Annotated in this window: 30 protein-coding genes; 16 read left to right on the top strand and 14 right to left on the bottom strand. The window is 71.1% G+C overall.

Translation table 11 applies throughout. The features are described 5' to 3' along the window. Positions 1–57: 57 nt before the first annotated feature. Positions 58–702: a helix-turn-helix transcriptional regulator gene (locus EV384_RS20455; RefSeq protein WP_130335664.1), complete on the top strand. Its 645-nt coding sequence runs from the start codon at positions 58–60 to the stop codon at positions 700–702. A gap of 39 nt (positions 703–741) precedes the next feature. On the opposite strand, the gene EV384_RS20450 is transcribed toward EV384_RS20455, so the two are convergent. From EV384_RS20450 to EV384_RS20440, 3 genes are all read right to left on the bottom strand, one after another. Then, complete coding sequence (locus tag EV384_RS20450; protein ID WP_130335662.1) at positions 742–1,986, bottom strand: NAD(P)/FAD-dependent oxidoreductase; 1,245 nt, start codon at positions 1,984–1,986, stop codon at positions 742–744. Between the two features lie 19 nt (positions 1,987–2,005). Then, positions 2,006–2,599, bottom strand: a complete 594-nt coding sequence (gene folE, locus EV384_RS20445) for a GTP cyclohydrolase I FolE (RefSeq protein WP_130335660.1) — start codon at positions 2,597–2,599, stop codon at positions 2,006–2,008. 124 nt (positions 2,600–2,723) lie between these two features. Further along, entirely contained in the window at positions 2,724–3,797 is a 1,074-nt protein-coding gene (locus EV384_RS20440; protein ID WP_130335658.1) for an XdhC family protein, read from the bottom strand. A 118-nt stretch (positions 3,798–3,915) separates the two neighbouring features. On the opposite strand from EV384_RS20440, the gene EV384_RS20435 reads away from it, so the two are divergent. Genes EV384_RS20435 through EV384_RS20400 form a run of 8 tightly spaced genes read left to right on the top strand, consistent with a single transcriptional unit; the run spans position 3,916 to position 12,031 of the window. Next, positions 3,916–4,788 (top strand): FAD binding domain-containing protein, encoded by an 873-nt coding sequence (locus tag EV384_RS20435; protein ID WP_130335656.1) that lies wholly within the window; start codon positions 3,916–3,918, stop codon positions 4,786–4,788. Positions 4,789–4,790: 2 nt separating this feature from the next. Next, positions 4,791–5,339 (top strand): (2Fe-2S)-binding protein, encoded by a 549-nt coding sequence (locus EV384_RS20430; protein WP_130335654.1) that lies wholly within the window; start codon positions 4,791–4,793, stop codon positions 5,337–5,339. Beyond that, complete coding sequence (locus tag EV384_RS20425) at positions 5,336–7,726, top strand: aerobic carbon-monoxide dehydrogenase large subunit (protein WP_130335652.1); 2,391 nt, start codon at positions 5,336–5,338, stop codon at positions 7,724–7,726. The genes EV384_RS20430 and EV384_RS20425 overlap by 4 nt, the downstream gene beginning before the upstream one ends. Before the next feature lie 10 nt (positions 7,727–7,736). Beyond that, complete coding sequence (locus tag EV384_RS20420; RefSeq protein ID WP_130335650.1) at positions 7,737–8,603, top strand: XdhC family protein; 867 nt, start codon at positions 7,737–7,739, stop codon at positions 8,601–8,603. Positions 8,604–8,605: 2 nt separating this feature from the next. Then, a complete protein-coding gene (locus tag EV384_RS20415; protein ID WP_130335648.1) occupies positions 8,606–9,184 on the top strand; it encodes a nucleotidyltransferase family protein in 579 nt (192 codons plus the stop codon). Next, the gene (locus EV384_RS20410) at positions 9,181–10,050 is read left to right on the top strand and encodes an AAA family ATPase (RefSeq protein ID WP_130335646.1); all 870 of its coding nucleotides are present in this window, start codon (positions 9,181–9,183) and stop codon (positions 10,048–10,050) included. Before EV384_RS20415 ends, EV384_RS20410 begins: the two co-directional genes overlap by 4 nt. Further along, positions 10,047–10,799 carry an SRPBCC family protein gene (locus EV384_RS20405; RefSeq protein WP_130335644.1) on the top strand — a complete coding sequence of 251 codons (753 nt, stop codon included), beginning with the start codon at positions 10,047–10,049 and terminating at the stop codon, positions 10,797–10,799. Before EV384_RS20410 ends, EV384_RS20405 begins: the two co-directional genes overlap by 4 nt. Further along, positions 10,796–12,031: a vWA domain-containing protein gene (locus EV384_RS20400; RefSeq protein ID WP_130335642.1), complete on the top strand. Its 1,236-nt coding sequence runs from the start codon at positions 10,796–10,798 to the stop codon at positions 12,029–12,031. Before EV384_RS20405 ends, EV384_RS20400 begins: the two co-directional genes overlap by 4 nt. On the opposite strand, the gene EV384_RS20395 is transcribed toward EV384_RS20400, so the two are convergent. From EV384_RS20395 to EV384_RS20385, 3 genes are all read right to left on the bottom strand, one after another. Continuing rightward, the gene (locus EV384_RS20395) at positions 11,956–12,912 is read right to left on the bottom strand and encodes a LysR family transcriptional regulator (protein WP_130335640.1); all 957 of its coding nucleotides are present in this window, start codon (positions 12,910–12,912) and stop codon (positions 11,956–11,958) included. The genes EV384_RS20400 and EV384_RS20395 overlap by 76 nt on opposite strands. Positions 12,913–13,173: 261 nt before the next feature. Beyond that, entirely contained in the window at positions 13,174–13,563 is a 390-nt protein-coding gene (locus EV384_RS20390; protein WP_207232387.1) for a DUF2267 domain-containing protein, read from the bottom strand. A gap of 109 nt (positions 13,564–13,672) precedes the next feature. Continuing rightward, entirely contained in the window at positions 13,673–14,122 is a 450-nt protein-coding gene (locus EV384_RS20385; RefSeq protein ID WP_130335638.1) for a VOC family protein, read from the bottom strand. 309 nt (positions 14,123–14,431) lie between these two features. Between EV384_RS20385 and EV384_RS20380 the strand changes: the two genes are divergently transcribed. Genes EV384_RS20380 through EV384_RS20370 form a run of 3 tightly spaced genes read left to right on the top strand, consistent with a single transcriptional unit; the run spans position 14,432 to position 16,086 of the window. After that, positions 14,432–14,752: an ArsR/SmtB family transcription factor gene (locus tag EV384_RS20380; RefSeq protein ID WP_130335636.1), complete on the top strand. Its 321-nt coding sequence runs from the start codon at positions 14,432–14,434 to the stop codon at positions 14,750–14,752. Continuing rightward, positions 14,752–15,726 carry a TIGR03086 family metal-binding protein gene (locus EV384_RS20375; RefSeq protein WP_242624175.1) on the top strand — a complete coding sequence of 325 codons (975 nt, stop codon included), beginning with the start codon at positions 14,752–14,754 and terminating at the stop codon, positions 15,724–15,726. The genes EV384_RS20380 and EV384_RS20375 overlap by 1 nt, the downstream gene beginning before the upstream one ends. A 12-nt stretch (positions 15,727–15,738) precedes the next feature. Next, on the top strand, positions 15,739–16,086 hold the full coding sequence (locus EV384_RS20370; protein WP_130335632.1) for a TfoX/Sxy family protein: 348 nt from the start codon (positions 15,739–15,741) through the stop codon (positions 16,084–16,086). Positions 16,087–16,109: 23 nt separating this feature from the next. On the opposite strand, the gene EV384_RS20365 is transcribed toward EV384_RS20370, so the two are convergent. Continuing rightward, positions 16,110–16,856 (bottom strand): hypothetical protein, encoded by a 747-nt coding sequence (locus tag EV384_RS20365; protein ID WP_130335630.1) that lies wholly within the window; start codon positions 16,854–16,856, stop codon positions 16,110–16,112. A gap of 168 nt (positions 16,857–17,024) precedes the next feature. On the opposite strand from EV384_RS20365, the gene EV384_RS20360 reads away from it, so the two are divergent. Further along, positions 17,025–17,285 (top strand): hypothetical protein, encoded by a 261-nt coding sequence (locus tag EV384_RS20360; protein WP_130335628.1) that lies wholly within the window; start codon positions 17,025–17,027, stop codon positions 17,283–17,285. 227 nt (positions 17,286–17,512) lie between these two features. On the opposite strand, the gene EV384_RS20350 is transcribed toward EV384_RS20360, so the two are convergent. Both EV384_RS20350 and EV384_RS20345 read right to left on the bottom strand, forming a co-directional pair. Further along, a complete protein-coding gene (locus EV384_RS20350; protein WP_130335626.1) occupies positions 17,513–17,821 on the bottom strand; it encodes a MoaD/ThiS family protein in 309 nt (102 codons plus the stop codon). Then, a complete protein-coding gene (locus tag EV384_RS20345; protein WP_130335624.1) occupies positions 17,818–18,933 on the bottom strand; it encodes a WD40/YVTN/BNR-like repeat-containing protein in 1,116 nt (371 codons plus the stop codon). Before EV384_RS20345 ends, EV384_RS20350 begins: the two co-directional genes overlap by 4 nt. Positions 18,934–19,215: 282 nt before the next feature. Here EV384_RS20345 and EV384_RS20340 point away from each other — a divergent pair, with 282 nt between their 5' ends. Further along, positions 19,216–19,635: an MmcQ/YjbR family DNA-binding protein gene (locus EV384_RS20340; RefSeq protein WP_130335622.1), complete on the top strand. Its 420-nt coding sequence runs from the start codon at positions 19,216–19,218 to the stop codon at positions 19,633–19,635. Between the two features lie 58 nt (positions 19,636–19,693). Here the strand turns inward: EV384_RS20340 and EV384_RS20335 are convergent, their stop codons facing one another. From EV384_RS20335 to EV384_RS20315, 5 genes are all read right to left on the bottom strand, one after another. Next, entirely contained in the window at positions 19,694–20,905 is a 1,212-nt protein-coding gene (locus EV384_RS20335; protein WP_130335620.1) for an MFS transporter, read from the bottom strand. Positions 20,906–21,289: 384 nt separating this feature from the next. Beyond that, positions 21,290–21,472 carry a VOC family protein gene (locus EV384_RS20330; protein ID WP_242624174.1) on the bottom strand — a complete coding sequence of 61 codons (183 nt, stop codon included), beginning with the start codon at positions 21,470–21,472 and terminating at the stop codon, positions 21,290–21,292. Positions 21,473–21,547: 75 nt separating this feature from the next. Further along, positions 21,548–21,961, bottom strand: a complete 414-nt coding sequence (locus EV384_RS20325) for a DUF2267 domain-containing protein (RefSeq protein WP_165439997.1) — start codon at positions 21,959–21,961, stop codon at positions 21,548–21,550. Positions 21,962–22,001: 40 nt separating this feature from the next. After that, positions 22,002–22,205, bottom strand: a complete 204-nt coding sequence (locus tag EV384_RS37325; RefSeq protein ID WP_207232386.1) for an Hsp20/alpha crystallin family protein — start codon at positions 22,203–22,205, stop codon at positions 22,002–22,004. 307 nt (positions 22,206–22,512) lie between these two features. Beyond that, positions 22,513–22,698 (bottom strand): hypothetical protein, encoded by a 186-nt coding sequence (locus tag EV384_RS20315; protein ID WP_130335616.1) that lies wholly within the window; start codon positions 22,696–22,698, stop codon positions 22,513–22,515. A gap of 167 nt (positions 22,699–22,865) precedes the next feature. Here EV384_RS20315 and EV384_RS20310 point away from each other — a divergent pair, with 167 nt between their 5' ends. Further along, positions 22,866–23,564 carry a hypothetical protein gene (locus EV384_RS20310; protein WP_130335614.1) on the top strand — a complete coding sequence of 233 codons (699 nt, stop codon included), beginning with the start codon at positions 22,866–22,868 and terminating at the stop codon, positions 23,562–23,564. Continuing rightward, positions 23,561–23,911, top strand: a complete 351-nt coding sequence (locus EV384_RS20305) for a transcriptional regulator (protein WP_130335612.1) — start codon at positions 23,561–23,563, stop codon at positions 23,909–23,911. Before EV384_RS20310 ends, EV384_RS20305 begins: the two co-directional genes overlap by 4 nt. Positions 23,912–24,071 lie beyond the last annotated feature (160 nt).

The following is a 24,071-nucleotide window of genomic DNA, read 5'->3' as shown; positions in this document are numbered from 1 at the left end:
CGGCGTTTACACCCGCAGGAGAATTTCGACAAGATCTGCTGGTGATAAACTTTCGGCATGGCAACGGCCCCCTGGCAGGCAGTGACGGCCCTCGTCGACCAGGTACGACGGGCGCTGTATGACTACGTCCGCAGCCAGGACCACCCGGTGACGCGGGACGAGGCCGCCGAGGCACAGCACATCTCGCGCAACCTGGCGGCCTTTCACCTGGACAAGCTGGTCGGCGCCGGGCTGCTGCAGGCTCGGTACGAGGCGCCGACCGACCAGCCGCGCGGCCGTGGTCGCACGCCGAAGGTGTACGAGGCGGCGCCGGGCTGCATCGCACTGACCATCCCGGAGCGCCGCTACGACCTGATCGGCGAGATCCTCGCCCAGGCCGTCGCCGAGGATCCCACCGATGCCAGGTCGGCGGCGCTACGCCTGGCAGCGCACCGGGGCGTGACCATCGGCCGTCAGGTCGCCGGTGGCGGGCCGGTCGCGGCCGTCCTGGCCGAACTCGGCTTCGAACCGGCCGACGACGACGTGCTGATCCGGCTGCGGAACTGCCCCTTCCACGAACTCGCCGCCCAGCAGACCGAGCTGGTGTGCGGCCTGAACCAGGCCTTCATCGCCGGCCTGCTCGACGGGCTCGGCCGGACGGACCTCCACGCGCGGCTGGCCCCCAGCCCCGGCGCCTGCTGCGTACAGATCCATCCGGCCTGACCCGGCTCGCCGCCGCTTCCCGCTCGGCGGCACGCCCGCTCAGCTCAGCACATCGCCGAGCGGCACCCGCGGGTCGGCAAGCCTGGCCAGGTCGACGGCCCGGCCCCCGTGGCCGGCCCGCACCAGCGTCTGGATCTGGTCGGTCACGTCCCACACGTTGGCGTTCATCCCGGCCAGCACCCGACCGTCGGAGACCCAGAACGCCATGAACTCCGGCGCCCTGCCATCCACCACGGCCGGATCCCCCCGGAACACCACCCGGTCGTAGCCGTCCGGGGCCACCCACCCCGAATACTCCATCCCCAGGTCGTACTGGTCCGAGAAGAAGTACGGCAAGCGGGCGTACTCGACCTGCTGGCCCAGCATGGACCGCGCCGCGGCCGGGCCGCCGTTGAGCGCGTTCGCCCAGTGCTCCACCCGGATGTGTCGGCCCAGCAGCGGGTGGTAGGCGTTGGCCACGTCCCCGGCGGCGTGGATGTGCGGGTCGGAGGTGAGCAGCCGGGCGTCGGTGACGATGCCGTTCTCCACCTTCAGGCCCGCCGCCTCGGCCAACTGCACGTTGGGCTGGATGCCCACGCCGACGACGACGGTGTCGGCGGCCAACTGGGTGCCGTCGGTCAGCACCACCGAGGACACCCGGCCGGTGCCCCCCAGTTGTCGGACCCCGACGCCGAAGTGGAAGGCGACGCCGTGGCGGCGGTGCAGGGCGGCGAAGACCCGGGCGACCTCGTCGCCGAGGACCCGCTGCAACGGCAGGTCGGCGGTCTCCACCACGGTCACGGCGGCGCCGTGCCGGCGGGCGGCGGCGGCGATCTCCAGACCGATCCAGCCGGCACCGATCACCACGAGCTGGGCCTGGTCGGTGAGGGCTTCGGCGATCCGATCGGAATCCGCCAACGAGCGCAGGTACAACACGCCGCCCAGGTCGGCGCCGGGAACGTCCAGGCGGCGGGGCGTCGAGCCGGCGGTCAGCAGCAGCTTGTCGTACCCGAGCCGTTCGCCATCGGCCAGGACGACCTGGCGGTCGTCGCGGTCGATGCCGGTGACCCGGGTCGCGGTACGCAGCTCGACGTGGTTCGCCTCGTACCAGCCGGCGTCGTGCACGTACACGTCGCGCCGCGGCGTGGTTCCCAGCAGCAGGCCCTTGGACAGCGGTGGCCGCTCGTAGGGCCGTTCGGGTTCCTCGCCGAGCAGTACCACTCGGCCGTCGAAGCCCTCCTCGCGCAGGGTCTGGGCGGCCTTGGCGCCGGCGAGGCCGGCCCCGACGATGACGAAGTTCTCCATGCCGCGTCTCCGAATCGTGTCAGTGGGCTCCGGTGAGGGAGAAGAACTCGGCCCGGGAGCGGGCGTCGTCCCGCAGGGTCCCGAGCAGGGTGGAGGTCACGGTGGTGGCGCCGACGGCCCGCACGCCGCGCAACGTCATGCACAGATGCTCCGCCTCGATGACGACACCGACGCCCTTGGGCGCCAGTTCGAGGGCCAGCCAGTCCGCCACCTGCTTGGTCAGCCGCTCCTGAACCTGGGGACGGTGGGCGAAGAGTTCCACGACGCGGGCGAGTTTGGACAGGCCGAGGATCCGGTCGCCCGGCAGGTAGCCGACGTGCGCGACGCCGACGAACGGCAACAGGTGGTGTTCGCACACCGACCGGATCGGGATGGACCGGGCCAGCACCAGTTCGTCGTAGCCCTCGTCGTTGGGGAAGGTGGTCAGGTCGAACGGACGCGCGGTGAGCAGCTCGGCGTACGCCCTGGCCATCCGGCCCGGCGTGTCCCGCAGGCTCTCGGAGTCGAGGTCGATGCCGAGTGCGGCCAGAAACCGGGCGGCGGCCTGTTCGGCGGCGACCAGGTCGCGCGCTGGTTGCTGGTCGACGCGACGTGCGGCCGGTGCGATGGTCACGTCAGGTGCCCTCTCCAATGGTCGTCGCCTTCAGTCGCCATCCTGGGCCTTCAGGTCCGGAATTTCAATAGCGGACGCTGGTGAAATTACACGGGTTATCAGTTCGCGGCGCTGGCGCAGCTGGTCAAGCGTGGTGGATCGGGGTCTCGAGGTCGGCGAGAGGGCGGCCCGAGCCACCCCAGGCCTGGGCGATGATCTCGGCGGCGATCGCCACGGCCGTCTCCTCCGGCGTCCGCGCGCCGAGGTCCAGCCCGATCGGGGAGGAGAGTCGGGCCAGGGCGGCCTCGTCCATACCTGCCTCGCGCAGCCGGCGCAGCCGGTCCTCGTGGGTGCGACGGCTGCCCATCGCGCCGATGTAGCGGGCCGGGGTGCGCAGGGCGACCTCGAGCAGCGGCACGTCGAACTTCGGATCGTGGGTCAGCACGCAGAGCACTGTGCGCTCGTCGACGGCCGTCGACTCCAGGTACTTGTGCGGCCACTGGACGACGAGGTCGTCGGCGTCCGGGAAGCGCTTGCGGGTGGCGAACACCGGGCGGGCGTCGCAGACCGTGACGTGGTAGCCGAGGAACCGGCCGATCCGGGCCACCGCGGCGGCGAAGTCGATCGCACCGAAGACGATCATCCGGGGCGGGGTCACGTATGACTGGACGAAGACGCTCGTCTCGTCGCGCCGCTGCTCCCCGTTCGCACCCAGGTGGACGGTGCCGGTGGTGCCGAGCGCGAGCATGCCGGCCGCCTGCTGCGCCGCCGCGTGGTCCAGGTCGGGGTCGCCGAGGCTGCCCGCGACCCGGCCAGACCAGATCACCAACTGCGCGTCCTCAACCGACGCCGTGGCGACCGGCCGGCCGTCCCGGATCGCGGCGAGCACCTCGTCGGGCTCGGTCATCGCGGCGTCCGGCTGGACCAGGATCTCGATCGTGCCGCCGCAGGTCAGGCCCACATCGAACGCGTCGTCGTCGCTTACGCCGTAGGTCTGGGTCCGGGCCTTACCGGTCTCGATCGACGCCAGGCAGAGCTCGTAGACCGCGCCCTCGACGCAGCCGCCCGAGATGCTGCCCAGGACCTCGCCGTGGGCGGAGACCGCCATGGCCGCGCCCGGCTGCCGGGGCGCCGATCGCCAGGTCCGTACGACGGTCGCCACGGCGAATGCGACGCCGGCGGTGCGCCAAGCCATCAGCCCGTCGACGATGTCCCGCATGGCCGCACGATCCGTGAGCCGCGGCGGCACCGTCAACGCCGACCTAAGCAATTACTTAGGTCGGCGTTGACTTTGGTACGTGCCGGGGCCAGATTTTGCCGGACTGCGGAGGTGCGACATGCAGGTCCCGGCACCGTTCGAGTACGAGCGAGCTACCAGTGTGGATCAGGCCATCGGCCTGATGGAACGGCTGGGCAGCACAGCACGACTGATCGCCGGCGGGCACAGTCTGCTGCCGATGATGAAGCTGCGCCTGGCCAACTTCGACTATCTGATCGACATCAACGACCTGCACGCGGAACTCGGCTACATCGAGCCGGGCCCCGACGAGGTGCGGATCGGCGCGCTCACCCGGCACCGGGAGCTGCTCGAGTCCGCCGGGCTGGCCGCGGCGTTCCCGATCTTCGCCGATGCCGAGCGGGTGATCGCCGACCCGGTCGTGCGGAACCGGGGCACACTGGGCGGCTCGCTCTGCCAGGCGGACCCGTCCGAGGACCTGTCCGCGGTCTGCACGACGCTGGACGCGAGTTGTGTGATCCGCGGGCCCGGCGGCGCCGAGCGTGTCGTGTCCATGGAGGAGTTCCACGTCGGGCCCTACGAGACGACGGTCGGCGACGCGGAAATCCTGATCGAGATCCGGCTGCCGGTGCGGCCGGGCGGCGGCAGCGCGTACGAAAAGGTCGAGCGCCGGGCCGGCGACTGGGCCGTGGTCTCGGCCGGCGCGGCGGTCTGGCTCGACGGCGGCGCGATCGTGGACGCGCGGGTCGGGCTCGCCGCGGTCGGGCCGAACACCACGGGCATCCCGGAGATCTCGGCGGCGCTGCGTGGCCGGGAGCCCACCGAGAGCCTCTTCGAGCAGGCCGGGGCGATCGCGGCGCGCAGCTGCGACCCGGTCACCGACCAGCGCGGCAGCGCGGACTACAAGCGGCATCTGGCCGCCGAGCTGACCAAACGGGCCCTGCGCCGGGCCGTCGAACGGGCGAGGAGTTGAGCATGCAGGTCACGATGACCGTCAACGACGTCGAGGTCACCCGGGAGATCGAGGGTCGGCTGCTGCTGGTGCACTTCCTGCGGGATGTGCTTGCCCTGACTGGCACGCACTGGGGCTGCGACACCAGCAACTGCGGCACCTGTGTCGTCCTGCTGGACGGCGAGCCGGTGAAGTCGTGCACGGTACTCGCCGCGATGGCCGGCGGCCACGCGGTGCGCACGGTCGAGGGCCTGGCCAAGGGCGCCGAGCTCGACCCGATCCAGCAGGGCTTCATGCAGTGTCACGGCCTGCAGTGCGGCTTCTGCACCCCCGGGATGATGATGACCGCTCGGGCGCTGCTCAACACCAACCCGGACCCGACCGAGGCGGAGATCCGCGAGGCGATCTCGGGCCAGATCTGCCGGTGCACGGGCTATGCCACCATCGTGCGCTCGGTCCGCTGGGCCGCCGTGCACGAGGCGGCCGCTGCGGCCCGGGTCACCGAGACCACCGAATCAGCCGAAGCCGGCGAGATCGCGGACGCCGGCCAGCCCGCCGGGAGCGTCGCATGACGACCGTGCACGAGCGCGTGGACACCTTCCACGACAACGACCAGAAGCCGGTCGGGCATGGCCGGATGCTGCGCAAGGAGGACCCGCGGTTCGTCCGCGGTCGCGGCCGGTACGTCGACGACATCCAGCTGCCCGGCATGCTGCACCTCGCCATTCTCCGGGCGCCGGTCGCGCACGCCCGGATCGTCGGCATCGACACGAGCGCCGCCGAGGCCTCGCCCGGGGTCAAGGCGGTCGTGACCGGGGCGATGCTGGCGCAGCAGGGCCTGGCCTGGATGCCGACCCTCTCCAACGACGTGCAGGCCGTGCTCGCCACCGACAAGGTGCGCTTCCAGGGCCAGGAGGTGGCGTTCGTCGTAGCCGAGGACCGATACGCGGCGCGGGACGCGCTCGAGCTGATCGACGTCGAGTACGACATCCTCGACCCGGTCATCGACGCTCGCCGCGCGCTGGAGCCGGACGCCCCGCTGATCCGCGACGACCTCGAGGGCAAGGCGAACAACCACTGCTTCGACTGGGAGACCGGCGACGAGGCGGCCACCGCGGCCGTGTTCGCGCGCGCGGACGTGGTGGTCAGCCAGGACCTCGTTTATCCCCGGGTGCATCCGGCACCGTTGGAGACGTGCGGAGCGGTCGCCGACTTCGACGCGGTCGACGGCAAGCTGCGGCTCTGGTCCACCACCCAGGCGCCGCATGCGCACCGCACCCTCTACGCCATCGTGGCGGGCATCCCCGAGCACAAGATCCAGGTGATCTCGCCGGACATCGGTGGCGGGTTCGGCAACAAGGTGCCGATCTATCCCGGGTACGTCTGCGCGATCGTCGCCTCGATCGTCACCGGCAAGCCGGTCAAGTGGATGGAGGACCGCTCGGAGAACCTCATCAGCACCGGCTTCGCCCGCGACTACATCATGCGCGGCGAGATCGCGGCAACCCGGGACGGCCGGATCCTCGCCATCCGCACCAATGTCCTCGCCGACCACGGCGCGTTCAACGGCACCGCCGCGCCGGTGAAGTACCCGGCCGGCTTTTTCGGCGTGTTCACCGGCAGCTACGACATCGAGGCCGCCTACTGCAAGATGACCGCGGTCTACACCAACAAGGCGCCTGGCGGCGTCGCGTACGCCTGCTCGTTCCGGATCACCGAGGCCGTCTACCTGGTCGAGCGGATCGTCGACTGCCTCGCCGACGAGCTGGGCATGGACCCGGCCGAGCTGCGGTTGAAGAACTTCATCAGACCGGAGCAGTTCCCATACACGACGAAGACCGGCTGGGTGTACGACTCCGGCGACTACGAGCCCACCATGCGGCTGGCGATGGAGATGGCCGGCTACGCCCAGTTGCGCCGCGAGCAGGAGGAGAAGCGGGCCCGAGGCGAGCTGATGGGCATCGGCATCTCGTTCTTCACCGAGGCCGTCGGCGCCGGGCCCCGCAAGGACATGGACATCCTGGGACTGGGTATGGCGGACGGCTGTGAGTTGCGCGTGCATCCGACCGGCAAGGCCGTGGTCCGGCTCAGCGTGCAGTCCCAGGGCCAGGGGCACGAGACGACGTTCGCGCAGATCGTCGCCGAGGAGATCGGGATCCCGCCGGCCGACATCGATGTGGTGCACGGCGACACCGACAACACGCCGTTCGGCCTCGGCACGTACGGCAGTCGCTCGACGCCGGTGTCGGGCGCGGCGGCGGCCCTGGTCGCCCGCAAGGTCCGCGACAAGGCCCGGATCATCGCCTCAGGCATGCTCGAGGTCTCGGTCGCCGACCTGGACTGGGAGAAGGGCGCATTCCACGTCAAGGGCGACCCGGGCAAGTCCGTCACGATCCAGGACATCGCCATGCGCGCGCACGGCGCCGGCGAGCTGCCCGAGGGCGTCGAGGGCGGGCTCGAGGCGCAGATCTGCTACAACCCGTCGAACCTGACCTACCCGCACGGCGCGTACATCTGCGTGGTGGACGTCGATCCCGGCACCGCGCAGGTGAAGGTGCGGCGGTTCATCGCGGTCGACGACTGCGGCACCCGGATCAACCCGATGATCATCGAGGGGCAGGTGCACGGCGGGTTGACCGACGGGGTCGGCATGGCGCTGATGGAGATGATCGCATTCGACGAGGACGGCAACTGCCTCGGCGCGTCGCTGATGGACTATCTGATCCCGACGGCGCTCGAGGTGCCCGACTGGGAGACCGGCTTCACCGTCACCCCGTCGCCGCACCACCCGATCGGCGCGAAGGGCGTGGGTGAGTCGGCCACGGTCGGCTCACCGCCGGCGATCGTCAACGCGGTCGTGGACGCCCTCAAGCCCTTCGGCGTACGGCATGCCGACATGCCGTTGACGCCGTCGCGGGTCTGGGACGCGATGCGCGGTCAAGCGCGCCCGCCGGTCTGAGGGGCCCATCATGACGACTATCGCCGACCGCACCCGCGAGCTGACCGTCTCGCGCGAGCCGTTCGTGCACGCCACCGTGGTCCGCGCCCAGGAGCCGACGTCGGCGCAGCCGGGCGACGCCGCGGTGATCCTGTCTGACGGCTCGATCGAGGGCTTTGTCGGCGGGGTGTGCGCCGAGAGTTCGGTGCGGGCGGCCGCGCTCGACACCCTGCGGGACGGCAACACGCTGCTGCTGCGGGTGCTGCCAGACGGCGCGGCCACGTTCCCCGAGACCTCGGGGGCGCGGGTCGTGGTCAACCCGTGCCACTCGGGCGGCGCGATCGAGATCTTCCTGCGGCCGGTGCTGCCCGCGCCCGTGCTGGGGCTGGCCGGCAGCACGCCGATCAGCGCCGCGGTGGCGACGCTGGCGGCGTTCCTCGACTTCGAGGTCTCCGTATCCGGCGACTACGCGGGCGCGACCGCGGTCGTGGTGGCCGGGCTCGGCAAGGGCGAGCATGACGCGATCCGGGCCGCGCTGGACGCCGGCGTGGGCTTCATCGCGCTGGTCGCCAGCCGCAAGCGCGGCGCGGTCCTGCTCGACGAGTTGGAGCTGACCGACGCCGAACGGGCCCGCATCCACTCGCCGGCCGGGGTGGACATCGGGGCGCGTTCGCCGCAGGAGATCGCCCTGTCGATCATGGGTGAGGTGGTCCGGGCGATCAGGGTGGACGGGCTGGCCGCGTCCTCGGGCGCGCCCGTGGCGCGGCCGCAGCAGGTCGTCGACCCGGTGTGCGGGATGACCGTGCTGGTCGGGCCGGAGACGCCGCACGCGCGAGTCGACGGGCAGGACTCCTGGTTCTGCTGCGCCGGCTGCCTCGCGAGCTTCACGGCGGCGTAGCCGTGTTCGTGACCGGCCTGGTGCTCGCCGCAGGGGCATCCGTGCGCCTCGGCGAGGCCAAACAGCTGCTGCCGTACCGCGGGCGGACACTGCTCGACGCGACCCTGGAGCTGGCCCGCTCGTGCCGCTTCGACCAGCTGCTCGTGACGCTGGGCGGCGCGGCGGACCTGGTCCGCGACCGGGTGGACCTGACCGGGGTCCAGGTCGTCGAAAACGCGGCGTTCAGCACCGGGTGCGGGTCGTCGATCAGCGCGGCGGTGAACGTGGTGGACCCGCGCGCCGACGGGCTCGTCCTGCTCCTCGGCGACCAGCCCGGCGTGCGCGCCGCCGACGTCCGGCGGGTTGCCTCGGCGGCCACCGAGCTGGGCGTGTGTCGGTACTCCGACGGGCTGGGGCATCCGTTCCGGTTCGGCCGCGAGGTGTTTCCCGAGCTGCGCGGCCTGCACGGCGACAAGGCCGTCTGGAAGCTGCTGCACTCCGGCCGCTACCCGGTGACCGAGGTGCCCGCCGAGGGTCCGGTGCCGATCGACGTGGACACCCGCGCGGACTACGAGCGGCTGCTGGCGGGCGAGGCGCGGTGAAGGATCCCCTGGCCGTCCGGCGCCGCCTCGACGCCGTCGACTACCTGGTCGACGACGGCATGGCGATGGCTGTGTTCCTGGCGCTGAAGCTCGGCAAGCCGCTGCTGCTCGAGGGCGAGCCCGGCGTCGGCAAGACCGCGGCTGCCAAGGCCCTGGCCCGGGCGCTGGACACGACGCTGATCCGGCTGCAGTGCTACGAGGGCCTGACCGCCGGCGAGGCGCTCTACGAGTGGAACTACCAGCGGCAACTGCTCGCGATCCGGCTCGCCGAGGCGCAGCACGCGAAACTCACCGACGCCGACCTGTTCAGTGCCGAGTTCCTCCAGGAACGGCCGATCCTGCGGGCCGTACGTCATCAGGGGCCGGTCCCGCCGGTGCTGCTGATCGACGAGATCGACCGCGCCGACGACGAGTTCGAGGCACTGCTGTTCGAGTTCCTCGGCGAGGCCGGCATCACGATCCCCGAACTCGGCACGTTCGCGGCGAGCACGCCGCCGATCGTCGTGCTCACCTCCAATCGCAGCCGGGAGCTGCACGACGCGCTGCGCCGTCGCTGCCTGTACCACTGGATCGACTTCCCGGAGCCGGGCCGGGTCGCCGAGATCGTCCGCCGGGCCGTACCGGGTGCGGCCGAGCCGCTGATCCGCACGGCGACCGATTTCATCGGCGGCGTGCGCGACCTGGAGCTGGACAAGGCGCCCGGCATGGCCGAGACCATCGACTGGGTCGCCGCGCTGCGCGTGCTCGGCGCCACCGACCTCGCCGCCGGCGACGTCCTGCGGACCATCGGCACCATCGCCAAGACGCCCGACGACCGCGCCGCCGTCGCCGCCGCGCTCGGCACCTACCAGGAGAGTCAGCCATGAAGATCACCAACGAGTTCGCGGTCAACACCCCGATCGAGCGGGCCTGGGCTGTCCTCACCGACCTCGAAGGGATCGCGCCGTGCCTGCCGGGCGCCCAGCTGACCGGCGTCGACGGCGACGTCTACCAGGGCAAGGTGAAGGTCAAGGTCGGGCCGGTCATCTCCGAGTTCGCGGGCACCGCGCAGTTCGTCGAGAAGGACGACGCGCGGTACCGCGGAGTGATCGACGCGAAGGGCCGCGATGCCCGGTCGGCGGGCAACGCGGCCGCGCTGGTCGCCGCCCAGCTGCGGCCGGACGGCGACCGGACGCTGGTCAGCGTGGACACCGACCTGAGAATCTCGGGGAGGCTGGCCCAGTTCGGCGGCGGGATGATCAAGGAGGTGTCGGGCAAGCTGCTGGCTCAGTTCGTCATCAACCTCGAGGCCAAGCTGGCGGCCGAGGAGACGGGCAGGGCGGCGCCGGCCGCCGAGCCGGCGGGCACTCCGGCCGTGTCCGCCGCCCGGCCCGAGCCTGAGCCCGTCACGGCTGCATCCGCCGCGGCCGTCGCCACCACGTCCAGCACCACCGCCGTCGAGCCCACGCCCGTCGAATCCCCGGCCACCACCACCCTCGCCGAGCCCGCCGCCGAAGCTGAGGCGCTTGACCTGCTCGGCATTGCCGGTCGCTCGATCTCCAAGCGGCTCGTGCCGGTGCTCGTCGGCCTCGTCGCGGTCGGCGCGGTGATCGCCTGGCTGGTCGCGCGCCGGTGAACTCCGCCGTGCTGCGCGGGATCGACCGAGCCGCGTTCGCCGTGGCTTTCGCCGACCGGCTGCGGCACGCCGGCGTTCCCGCCGGGCTCACCGAGGTCGACGACTTCGTTCGGGCGCTCGCCGCCAGCCCGCTCGTCTCGATGTCCACGCTCTACTGGACCGCCCGGATCAGCCTGGTCCGCCGGCACGCCCATCTCGCCGCGTTCGACCGCGTCTTCGCAGCCGTCTTCGCCGACGCGCCGCCGCTGCCGCTGACCCGGTCCGCGGCCCCGCCGGGTCGCCGTGACGACGTGCACGTGCCGGTGCCCGCGGACACCGACAACGCGGGCCCGGGCGGTGGGCTGCCGTGGGCGACACTGCCACCGGCCGTCGCCGAGGCGCGGGAGTCCAAGGCCTCGATGCGGCTGCCCGAGCGGCGCCCCAGCGCCCTCGCCGTCCTCGCCGACCGGCCGTTCGAGGAGCTCGACGCCGCGCAGGTCGCGCTACTCGGCGACGCCCTGCGCGCGGCCGTCGCCGGCTGGCCGACCCGGCGCACCAGGCGGCACGCCGTCGGCCCGGCCGGACGGCGGGTCGCGCTGCGGGCGACGATCGCCCGGGCCCGCCGCACCGCGTGGGAACCCGTCGAGGTTGTCCGCGAGCGGCCGGTGCGGCGACCGCGCCGGGTCGTGCTGCTCTGCGACGTCAGCGAGTCGATGCGGGCGCAGGCGACCGCTTACCTGCACCTGATGCGGGCGTTCGCGGTGGTCGCCGACGCGGAGGTGTTCGCGTTCGCGACGACGCTGACCCGGCTCACGGTCGCGCTGCGACACACCTCGGCGGCCGCGGCGGTCGCGCAGGCCAGCGCGGCCGTGTCCGACCGGTTCGGCGGCACCCGGATCGCGACGAACCTGCGCGCCCTGCTCGCGTCCCACCACGGTGACGCCGTCCGCGGGGCGGTGGTGGTGATCGGCTCGGACGGCTGGGACAGCGACCTGCCCGGCGAGCTCGCCGCCATGATGGCCCGGCTGCGCCGCCGCGCGTACCGGATAATCTGGTTGAATCCGCGGGCCGGCGCCCCCGGCTTCGTCCCTCGGGTGGCGGGCATGGCCGCCGCGCTGCCCTACTGTGATCGGCTGCTGCCGGCCGGGACGTTCCGGGACCTGGTGGACGCCGCCAGTCAGCTCCAGAGCGTCACGTGCACCGACGGTCTGAAATGGCCCACGCTGACACCCGCGCCGCGCATCATCGCCTGAATCGCCCGCGGCGTCGACGCGAACCGCGACAGCTCGGCCGCGGCCGACGGGGTGCCCGGGTTGGTGAGCACCAGCGAATGCCAGACGGCCTCGAAGGTCGCATGCGGCCCAGCCAGCAGCAGGAGATGGCCCTTGCGGACGTCCGGCGCGACGGTGAACGACAGCGCCGGCGCGACGCCCTTGCCGCGCTTCGCCTCCCCCAGCGCGGCCGCGTGGCTCTGGAAGATCTGCTGCCGGTCGTCGGGCACGGCGAGCCGGCGCAGCATCGCCGGGACCGCGCCCAGGTCGGTGGCCGCCGACGGCCCGAGCAGCCAGGTCTGGTCGCGCAGCTGCCCCGGCGACGCCTGCACGCCGGCCAGCGGATGGTCCGGGCCGACGACGATCACGAGCCGGAAGTTCATCACCGGCCGGCAGGCGATCGCCTTGTCGACGACCGGGGGCTGCGGCCCGATTGCGATATCCGCAGCCCGGGTCAGCAGCAGCGTCTCGAACGATCCCGGGTTGGGCACGCTCAGCTCGACATCGAGGTCGGCGGCGCGCTTCGCGAACAGCTCGATCAGCCCCGGCGCGGCGAGTTCGGCGAACAGGCTGGACGCGGCGACCCGCAGCAACCGGCGGCCGCGTCCCGCGGCGCTCACCTCGAGCACCGTGCGGTCCTGCAGGCCCAACAGCTCGGCCGCGCGGCTGGCCAGCCGCAGCCCGCCAGGGGTGAACGCGAGCCCCGCCGCCGTCCGGGAGAACAGCTGGTCTCCGAACTCCTTGCGCAACTGTCCGATGTGCATCGAGACGGCCGCCTCGGAGACCTCGAGCTGCGCGGCGGCCTGCTTGACGGATCCCAGCCGGACCACCGCGACATATGCGCGCAGCTGCGTCGGGGTCATCGGCGTCGACCCACTTCCCCGCCCCCGATCGGCTGATCCGGAGTTTCCTCGCAATGAACCTCGATCATCCCCGCTCAGCCACTTCGCCGCCAGCGTCAGTTCAAGCCCGGCTGGGGCGCCCGCACCCTGGTAGCCCGGCCCGGCCGGGGCCGGTGAGGCGCCCGCCGCTGTACGGGGTCCCACCGCGGCCCGCAGCGTGATGTGAACTACCGCCTGCCCGCAGTCGGGGCAGGCGGTAGTTCTGCAGGGATTGGGGTCGAATCACGCTCCGACTCGGCGTACCGGATGAAGCAGCTGCCGGATGTCCTTTGGCAGCTCGGATTCCAGGTCCTTGAGTTCTTCGGCGCTCACCGCCTCGCGCAGGGTGGCCAATACCGCGCGGGCTCCCTCAGCGGCCCGCTGGTCATCCATTCCCGTGCGCGCCCGTACCTCATTGAGGAACTCCACGAGATCGAGCCGTTCGCCGAAGTCCACTTCCTTGTGCAGGTACCCTCGGAACTCCTCGGGGAGCTGCGCGGCCAGGTCGCGGGCCTCGCCGCCACTGACCCGTTCCGCCAATGTCGTGAGGGTGGCTCGGATGACGTTCGCCGCCTCCGCCGCTGGCATTCCCGCCCGCTTTCCCACCGCTTCGAGAAACTCGGCGTAGTTCACGGGTTCTCCTTCCGGACCGTGGGTCGCGTCCTCACCGTTGAGGCGACGAGCGCCGCTTACCCGAGCGATGTCTGGCAAAACGGCGCCTGCGGAGGCCGCGCGGCCAGGGTCAGGCGGAGGCGGCCCGACCCATCTCGGCGAGGATCCCGGTGCCCTGCCCCAGCTCGATCAGGTAGCCGTCCGGATCCCGCAGGTAGCACCGGATCTCGACGCCATGATCCTTCGGCTCGGTCAGGAACTCCCCACCCCGTGACCGCCACTGCTCATAGACCGCTCGGACGTCAGTGACCCGGATGTTCATCGCGCCGCTGAGCGTGTTCGGATCCGGCGGCGCCTGTGCCCGTACGCCCGGCTTGTCGTCGGTCGGACCGCCTTCGCTGTTGATCACGATGTAGCTGTTGTGGAACCGCAGGATCGCCGGCTGGCGTTCCCGCACCACCGTCGCTCCCAGCACCCGCCGGTAGAACTCCCGTGAACGGTCCACATCCCGCACGATCAGCAGATGCGTGAGCACCAGCCCACCCTCGGGCTGGAAGTAGTCCGGCGCCTCGATCGCCATCCACGCCTCCCCGGGTCCCAGTCGGCAGGGCGCGTACCCGCTTGCGGCGCCGGCACACCCGCGGAATTGCTGGGCCGGTGTCGCGAGGCCGGGTCAGCGCCGCAGCCGGCGGGTGCGGGGGCCGTCGTGGTCGGGCACGGAGCAGGCAGCGCCGGCCGCCGGGCATCAGCAGGTCGCAGAAGACCCGACGGCGTACGTTCTGGTCGTCCTCGGCGGAGACGGTGGTCTCCGCCCGGTCCGGTGGCGGCTGACGCGGCGGCGCGGCGGAGCATTTTGACAAACGCGTTAGCCACCACTAACGTGTTTTAGGTGATCGACGCGTTGTCTGCCGCTGCTGAGCCCACCCGGCGACGGATCCTGCAGCTGCTCGCGTCGCAGCCCCGCACGGTGAGCAGCATCGCGGCGGAGTTCACGGTCACCCGGTCGGCGATCTCCCAGCATCTGTTGCTACTGGCGGAAGTCGGCCTGGTGGAGGCCGAGAAGGTCGGCCGGGAACGCATCTACCGGGTCGTTCCCGACGGACTCCGTCAGCTGCAGGCCGAGATCGACCGGTTCTGGACCGCCGAGCTCGACCTGTTGGTCGCCGACGCACGCGCCCTGAAATCTCAACGGATCGAGAGAGGTCACTGATGTTCACCAAGACCGTCGTCCTCCCCGTCGACATCGACGAGGCATTCGCCCTCATCACCGAGCCGGAGCGGCTGCGCCGCTGGCAGACCGTGTCGGCCCGCGTCGACCTCCGCGTGGGCGGTGACTACCGCTGGACCATCACCCCCGGCCACGTGGCGGCCGGCACGTTCCGGGAGGTCGAGCCCGGCAAGCGTGTCGTGTTCGGCTGGGGTTGGGAAGGCAACCCGGACCTCGCCCCCGACGCCTCGACCGTCTCGATCACGATCGAGCCGGTCGCCGACGGCACCCGGGTCACCCTCACCCACGAGGGGCTGACCGACGAGCAGGCGGCGATGCACGCCGAGGGCTGGAACCACTACTTCGGCCGCCTCGAGAAGGCCGCGATCGCCGGGGACGCCGGCCCCGACGAGTGGTCCGCCGCTCCCGAGCGGCTCGACGAACTGTCCGCCGCCGACGCCACCCTGGCCGTGCTCCAGACGGTCCTGCGCCAGCTGACCTCCGAGGACCGCCCCAAGCAGACCCCCTGCGCGGACTTCACCTGCCACGACCTCGCCGAGCACCTGTTCGGCTCCATGGTCGCCTTCGGCTCGATGGCCGGCGTCGAGGTCGTGAACCCCGAGACGGGTTCGCTGGAGAACCGGGTCGCCACCATGGGGGCGCAGGCCATCGAGGGATGGCGCGCCCGCGGACTCGACGGCACCGTCCCCGCCCCCGGCGGCGGCGAGATGCCGGCCACGTTCGCGGCGGGCATCATGCCGGTGGAATTCCTGTTGCACGCGTGGGACATGGCCCAGGGCAGCGGCACGCCGCTGGTCGTCAGTGACGAGGTCGTGGCCTACGTCCACAAGCTCGCCGAGCAGCTCGTCCCCGGCGCCCGCGGTTCCTCGTTCGCCGAGGAGGTCGCCGCGCCCAAGGGCGCCGACCCGATGGAGCGGCTGGCCGCTTTCACCGGCCGTCGCCCCGTGGCCGGATGACAGGATCCGACGATGCAGATGCCCAAGCCCACCGACGCTGACAAGCAGTTCTTCCGGTCCGTCATCCCTGACGACCCAGGGGTCGAGGTCAAGCCGATGTTCGGCAATCTCGGCGCGTTCGTCAACGGCAACATGTTCGCCGGGCTGTTCGGCTCGTCGGTCGGGGTGAAGCTCGCCGCCGACGACCTGGCCGAGCTGGCGACGATCGAGGGCGTGGAACCGTTCGGCCCAGCCGAGCGCCCGATGGGTGGATACCTGTCGCTGCCCCCGTCGTTCACCACCGAGCAGGCGACCGGGTGGGTCAACAAAGCTCAGGCGTACGTCGCGACGCTGCCGCCCAAACCCAAGAAGAAGCGGTAGTAAGGGCGCCTGAGTCGGAGGACTCAGGCCCACTCACCCGTGAAGAGCGGAGCGACGGGGCGCTCCCGGCGTCCGATCCGCAGATCCCCGAAAATCGTGCTCCGCTCCGCTCGCTCGACCTCCGCGTCCAGGTCGATCCGCAACTCCTCGGAGGCGTCGTGGGCCGCACCGATGAGCACCATCTCGGTCCCGGGGTGGTCGAGAAAGTCGGGCGGGTCGAGCGGGGCGAAGCGACGATTGTGGAACTTTCCCTGCAGCGCGGCGGGCAGCTTGACCTTTTGGGACCCACGCAGGCCGACTCCGGGCGGGGAGGGTGCCTGCGGATTCTTCACCGTGACGATGTAGCTCGCCTCCGGCTCGATGCCGAGTTCGTGCTGCGCCTCGCCGGGACGCGTGGGCAGTTCGAGTTCGTACGCGAGATGGGTGTGGTCGTCGTGCCGCGCGATCACGTACGCCCCCTCCGCCGCCGGCCGGGCGGGCGGCTGCTCCCGCCTGCCACGGGTCCTCGTCCGGTACTCCCGTGCCTGCAGGGCCTCGTGCAGCTGCTCAGGCCGGTCCACCACCGCGTCGACGAACGCCCAGAAGCGGTCGTGCTCGTCGATCTCGGGCATGCGCTTACGCCCGACCACGAGTAGCCGCAGATGGCGGCCGTGCCACGGGTGCATCACCACCAGCAGCCGCTGGACCTCCTCCAGGGAGTCGACGTGCTCCTCCTCGACCCTGGGACGGTAGAGGAAGTAGATGTCGCCGTCCTCCAGTAGCTCGGCCATTCGCGCCGCGTACCCCGAAACGGGCAGCGGCCAACGCTGCAGCTCATGCGTCTCCGGCGGGGCACCTGTCCGAGCGTCCCGTACTCCTGGCTCCGGGCCTCAGGCGTTTGCTCGCGTACGCCTCGGGCATTCGCGCGACGAAGCACCGTCACACGGGAGGAGCAGGTTATGAAGATCCACGACCCGGCCAGCCAGGCGACGCAGAAGGACTACGAGATTTCCGACATCGAGCGTCTGATGGGCAAACGGGACTGGAAGAACTACGACGAAGTGATCAACTGGCTGAAGAAGGAGGGCGACGCGGACCGACGGTTCACCCCCGGCGAGGTGCAGCACATGATCGACGACCTCTCCCGGGCGCGGGACAAACGAATGGACTTCGTTCGTGATCCTGAGAAACTCCACCGGAATCTCAAGAGCAGCCGGTAGGCCCCCGTCGGGCCTCGACCCGCCGTCGACATGCCCGGGTCGCGCTGAAGGACACCTTCCGCGGCCCGGTCATGCGGAGGCGCCTCGACCCGTCTCGGCGAGGATCCCCGTGCCCTGACCCAGCTCGATCAGGTAGCCATCCGGATCACGCAGGTAGCACCTGGATCTCGACGCCATGATCCTTCGGCTCGGTCAGGAAATCCGAACTCCTGTCGCCGAATGCCGGGCTATCCCCCGGCCATCGCCCCGAGGACGATGAACGGTTCCTCGCCGGCGATGACCTGCTCAGGCAGTGGTGCGTCGGGCGAGTCGTTGGACAGGTCCTCCTCGCACGCGTAGAAGCGGACGAACGCGCGGCGCTTGCCGCTGTGGCGGTCGCGGATCGTGCCGAGCAGCATCGGGTATCGCGCCTCGAGGGTGTCCAACACCAGGCGCTGGGTGACCGGGCCGGTACCCGGATCGGGCAGCTCGAGACGTACCTCGCCGCGGACGTGAGCCAGGTTCTTCAGGTGCGCCGGGAGGACGACCCGGATCACGGCAGCACCTGGACTTCCACGGAGAGCACGGCCGGCAGGTCCCGTACGATGGGCGCCCAGCTGTCGCCTCCGTCCGCCGAGTGGTAGACCTGGCCACCGGTGGTGCCGAAGTAGATCCCACACGGGTCGAGCGTGTCGACCGCCATCGCGTCGCGGTACACATTGACATAGCAGTCGGACTGGGGCAGGCCCTTGGTCAACGGCTCCCAGTGCTCGCCACCGGTGCGGCTGCGGTAGACGCGCAGCTTGCCCTCCGGCGGGAAGTGCTCGGAATCGCTCTTGATCGGCACGACGTAGATGGTCTCCGGCTCGTGCGCGTGCACCGCGATCGGGAACCCGAAGTCCGACGGCAGGTCGCCGCTGACCTCGCGCCAGTTCGCCCCGGCGTCGTCGCTGCGCATGACGTCCCAGTGCTTCTGCATGAACAGCGTGTCCGGCCGGGACGGGTGCTGGGTGATGTGGTGCACGCAGTGGCCGACCTCGGCGTCCTGGTCGGGGATCTCCCCGGACCGCAGGCCCTTGTTGATCGGCAGCCAGCTGGCGCCGGCGTCGTCGCTCCGGAACGCGCCCGCCGCCGAGATGGCGACGTAGATCCGGTCCTTGTTCGCCGGGTCCAGGATGATCGTGTGCAGGCACATGCCGCCGGCGCCAGGCTGCCACGTCGGCCCGGTCGGGTGCGTACGAAGGGCGGTGAGTTCCTTCCACTTCAGACCGCCGTCCGTGGACACGTAGAGGGCGGCGTCCTCCGCACCCGCGTACACGGTGTCGGGGTCGTCGCGGGACGGCTCAAGGTGCCAGATGCGCTTGAACTCCCACGGGCGTGGGGTGCCGTCGTACCACAGGTGCTCGCCGACCTCGCCGGAGTAGGCGAAGTCGTTGCCGACCGGGGTCCAGGTCTTGCCGCCATCGTCCGAGCGCTGGATCAACTGACCGAACCAGCCGCCGGACTGGGACGCGTAGAGCCGGTTCGGGTCGGCCGGCGACCCGGCGAGGTGGAAAATCTCCCAGCCGCCGAAATGAGGTCCGTCGACCATCCAGTCGCCGCGCCTGCCGTCCGACGTCAACGTGAACGCACCCTTGCGCGTGCCTACCAACACCCGTACGCCGCTCATGCCCTCATCCTTCCGTTCTGTCTGACGATCCGCTCCGTTAGACCGTCCACCACGCCGACACTCATCGGTCTCAGTCGGTCGTACTCTCCGGGTACGACGAATCGGCTGCCTGGCGTCGGACACTCGTCGCCCGTCGAGGACCCGGATGGCGGGACAAAGGCGCTGGAGCAGCTCCTCGACGAGTCCGAGCCGACAGGCCATGACGGCCGGGGCGTGCACAAGCCGCCGGATCAGCGCTCCGCTGGGCGGGGCCTGTCGGAGGGGCCGGGTAGCGTCCCGCGCGTGACTGGCCCTGGAGACGTCCCACCCGAGATCCTCGACCGGCTCCGGCCCGTCTGCCTCGGGCTGCCGGAGACCTACGAGGAGCCAGCGTGGGTGGGAACGCGCTGGCGGATCCGCAAACGCACGTTCGCCCACGTGCTCTCGGTCGACCCCGACCACCAGCTGGCCTACGCCCGAGCTGCCGCGACCGACCAGCCGATCTGCGTACTGACGTTCCGGTCGCCCGGCGACGAGATCGCCGGGCTGATCGCCAGCGGCCACCCGTTCTTCAAGCCGGGCTGGGGCGCCGACGTCGTTGGCATGGTGCTCGACGAGGGCGTTGGCTGGGACGAGGTCGCCGAGCTGCTCACGGAAAGCTACTGCGTCCTGGCGCCGAAGAAGCTGACCGCCCTGGTCGACCGGCCGTTCGAGCTCGGATAGCGGAACTACCGGCCCCTGGCCGGAACTCCTCGGCCTCTCGCAGCGAGGATCCGAAAGATTACCGGCGAAGGACCCGGGCCTGGGTAGCCGGTCGGACGGCGGCGAGGAACAGGGCCAGGGCGACGGCCTGGATGCCGGCCACGGTGACGATCACGGCGGTGATCGAGTAGTCGTAGAGGGCGCCGGTGAGCAGCCCACCGACCAGGGTTGCCGCGCCCAATCCGGCGGCGAAGATGCCGTAAGCGGTGCCCCGCCGAGCGGCGGGGACGATGTCGGCGATGGCCGCACGCATGGTGGATTCCTGGATGCCGAGCACGGCGCCCCAGGCCAGGACCCCGGCGACCGCGGTCGCCACGGTGGTGGTGAACGCGGCCAGCGGGATCAGGGCGGTCAGGACGGGTACCGCGACCAGCACCCGGAAGCCGGCCCGGTCGTACAGCCACCCGGAGGCCAGCGCGGCGAACGCGTCGATGCCCATCGCGCCGGCGTACACCACAGGGACCACCGCCAGCGGTACGACGTGCCGCGTGGCGAGGTGGAAGCTGAGCACTCCGAAGGTGGCGTAACCAGCCGTGGTCAGCACCGTGAACGCCAGGTAGGTCCAGAACACGCGGGGCAACCGGCCGCCCGATGGGGCGGGCGCCGCGCCGGGTCGAGGGCCTGGTTCGAAGCGACGCGGGTCGGGTACGCCGGCGCGCAGCCACAGCAGCACGAGCATCCCCGCCACGGCGGGTACGGCCAAGGTGAGGAACGCGGGCCGGTAGTTGTAGGCGGTGGCGGCCAGTACGGCGGCGACCAGCAGCGGCCCGGCAACGCCGCCGGCCTGGTCGAGCGCCTCATGAACGGCGAAGCCCTTGCCACGGCCTACTGCCGCAGCGGCGTGGGAGAGCATGACATCCCTCGCCGGACCGCGGATCGCCTTGCCGGCACGCTCCGCGATGAACAGCGCCGCAGCCAGCCACAGCGCGGTGGTCAGCCCGAGGGCGGGCACGGCGACCATGGTCACGGCGTAGCCGACCAGGACGAGCGGCCAGTAGGCCCGGGTGCGATCGGCGAGGGGTCCGGTGGCCAGCCGCCCGGCCAGGGCGAACGCCTCCCCCACGCCGGTGACGAGCCCGACGAGGGTCGCGGATGCGCCGAGGGTGGCCAGGTAGGGGCCGATGACTGACCGGGCGCCCTCGTACACCACGTCCGACAGCAGGCTGACCACACCGAACGCGGTCACGAACCGCCACGGCGTCCACCTGACGGTGAGCGCGGTGCTTTTCACCCATGCAGTCTGGCCTACCGGCAAGCTGGCCGGGCGTGGATCAGCGCAGCGCCCCGGTGAACCGCCGGGGCTGGTTATGCATCGCGACGGGTGGCGGGCGACAAGCTTCGGCTGTTCGTTGCGCCCGACGACGGCGAGGAAGTCGGCGGCACTGAGCTGTTGGTGTACCGAGGCCTTCTGTCTCGTGCGCCTACCTGCGTGCCGTTCCACGCTGGCGCGCACCCCAAAGGGCTGGCGTACGTCTTAGAACCTTTCGTGAAGCTGCGCCAGCACGGCATCGCGCTTCATCGAGCGATGTCTGGCGAAACGGCGCCTGTGCGGGCCGGGCCGGCCGAGGTCGGGCGCGCCCGCACCGGTCAGGGCCCGGAGGACCCGGTACGACCATTAGGCGGAGACGGCCCGATCAATCTCGGCGAGGATCCCGGTGGCCTGACCGAGCTCGATCAGGTAGCCGTCCGGATCCCGCAGGTAGCACCGGATCTCGACCCCATGATCCTTCGGCTCGGTCAGGAACTCCCCACCCCGACCCTCGGGCTGGAAGTAGTCCGGCGCCTCGATCCCATCCACACCTCCCCGGTCCAGCCGGCAGCGGCGTACCCGCGTGCGGCGCGGGCACACCTGCTGCTGCCTCGACTGTGCGTGCTACCAGCGGAGGTGCCGCCCGCCACCGGCACCCACCGGTTCGATCACCTGCCAGAACTCCTTCGGAAGCTCGGCCACCGTGTCCTCGAACTCATCACGGGTAACAGCCTCACGTAGCGTGGTGAGCGCCGCGCGGACCCCGGCACCGGCGAGCGCAGGGTCGACGCCCGGGCGTTCCGCCACCCGCTGCACGAAATCTTCGAGCCCGAGCAAATACTTGGCCTGTTCGTGTCTAAGCGGTTTGCGCAGGCAGTCGTCAAGCCCTTCCGGAAGCTGATAGGCAAGGTCCTCAGCCTGGCCGGAGCTGATCCGACATGCCAATGTCTCCAACGTCGCGCGGGTGAGTGCCGCCGCCTGATCGGTCGACACCTTTGCCCGCGTGGCCACTGCGTTGATGAAATCCTGGTATTCCACCTGATTCTCCTCTCCGGCCCGATCGCCGTCGAACCACCAGTTACGAGCCCCTGACCTCAATGCGCCGCGGTTCGGTTCGGTGCGCCTTGCCCACGCATACGGTCAACACCCCGCCGGAAAGACCCGCGTCGACGCTGTTGGGGTCGACGTCGCCCGGCAGCGTCACGCCGTGTTCGAACTGGCCGACCCTGCGTTCCCGGCGACGGAGGAAGGATCCCCCTGCGTTCCCGCTCCTTGATTTCACCCGTGATCCTCAACTGGTTGTCGCGCAGCGAACTGGTACCTCGACAGCCTTCCGGGGCGGGGGGTGACCGTGCCTCATCCCGATCGGGCGAATCACGAAGGCGCCCTACGGCGACATCCTCGACATTCCGACGGACCGGGACGGGAGGGCGAGGTGATGGCGAAGCTGCGCCGGCGCGCTACGAGGTCACCCGCGACGACGACGTCATCAACGTGCTCGACGGCAGAGACTTCCGCCCTGAGGCCGGCGGTGGGCCCGTCGCGAATTCCCGCCGCGAATTCTGCTGGGCAGGCATCGCGACGCCGGGTCAGCGGCGCAGCCGGCGGGAGCAGGGGCCCTCGTGGTCGGCGCGGAGCAGGCAGCGCCAGCCGCCGGGCATCAGCAGGTCGCAGAAGACCCGATGCCGTACGTTCTGGTCGTCCTCGGCCGGGACGGTGGTCTCCCCCTGGTCGGTCTGTGGCAGGACGAGCAGCCAGCGGCGACTGTGTCTCACACGCGACCTCTCCGGTACGTGACCTGCTCGACCCTCGCGCCGTAGCGGCCCTGCTCGCGCGTACGGACTTCGCAGCCGACCACGCCCGCGGAATCGACAGTCCGGCATCTGCGCCGCCACCCCGATTGGCACTAGCGCCAATTGGTTTGTTATGGAAATCTGTCGGCATGACTACTGACTCGATGGCCGCGGGGGGCGACCCTCGCCGGCTGCTCGCGCACGTGCGGCACCTCACGCGGCGGGTCCGGGTCGCCCAGCGGGTGACCTGGCTGCCGCTGCTGGTGCTGGCCGTGGTGACGTTCGCGGCGATGCCGGTCCACCGCTACGGCACCCAGGTCTACGGCTGCAAGGCGATCGCCGACGGCGAGGTCTGCGAAGTGCGCAACGTCGCCGCGACCGTCTACTGGACAGTGGGGCTGGCGGTGTCGTACGTGGCGATCGCCTACGGCTACCTGCGGGCCGCCCGGGCACGGGGGCTGGGCGGCCGGGTGGTGCCGTACGTCGTCACGGGCATCGCGCTGGCCGTCCTGTCCACCGCCGTGGTGCTGCTCGTCGTGCACGAGGGCTGGGGGCTGCCCGAGCCGCCGAACCGGCCGGACGGGCTGACGCTGTTCCTGTTCCGCGTCATCGACGTGGGCTCCGCGATCGGCGTGGCGCTGCTGGTGCTGGCCTGGCTGGAACGCCACCTCGCGCTGCTGCTGTTCACCGCCGGATACCTGGCGGTGGTGCTGGTGCCGGTCGACTTCGGCTGGGGCGCCCAGTGGGCGAGCAACTGGGGGTTCCCGTCGCTGGTCATACAGGGCGGCGTGCTCCTGCTCGGCGGGCTCGGCTTCGCCCTGGCGCAACGACCGTGGCGGAACCGATGAGCGCCCCGGCTGACGAGCCGGAGCCGACCGCCGCCACGCACCCGACCACCGGGCTCGACGACGTGGTGCACCAGCGGGTCCGGCTGGGCATCCTCACCATCGCCCACGAGGCGCGGCGGGTCGAGTTCGGCTTCCTGCGCACCCAGCTGGAGCTGACCGGCGGCAACCTGTCCCAGCACCTGGGCGTCCTCGAGTCGGCCGGGCTGATCGAGGTCGAGAAGGGGTACGCCGGCCGGCGCGCCCGCACCTGGATCACGCTCACCCCCGCCGGGGACGCCGCGCTCGCCGAGGAGATCGCCCGGCTCAAACAGCTCATCGTCCGGGTCGAGACGGCCGACGGCCGGTAACGACCACCAGCACCCAGCACACCAACCCAGCACCCAACACCGACACCGGCCTCCGCCCCGCGCCAAACGGCGCGGCGGCGCGCCCGGTGCTGCCCACCTGACCACGGGAGGACTCATGACCACCACGACGGGCGACACCCACCTCACGCGCCGGCGGCTC

This window comes from Micromonospora kangleipakensis, assembly GCF_004217615.1.
In the GTDB taxonomy this organism is placed as follows: Bacteria; Actinomycetota; Actinomycetes; order Mycobacteriales; family Micromonosporaceae; genus Micromonospora; species Micromonospora kangleipakensis.
This window is presented reverse-complemented; position numbering and strand designations above follow the sequence as displayed.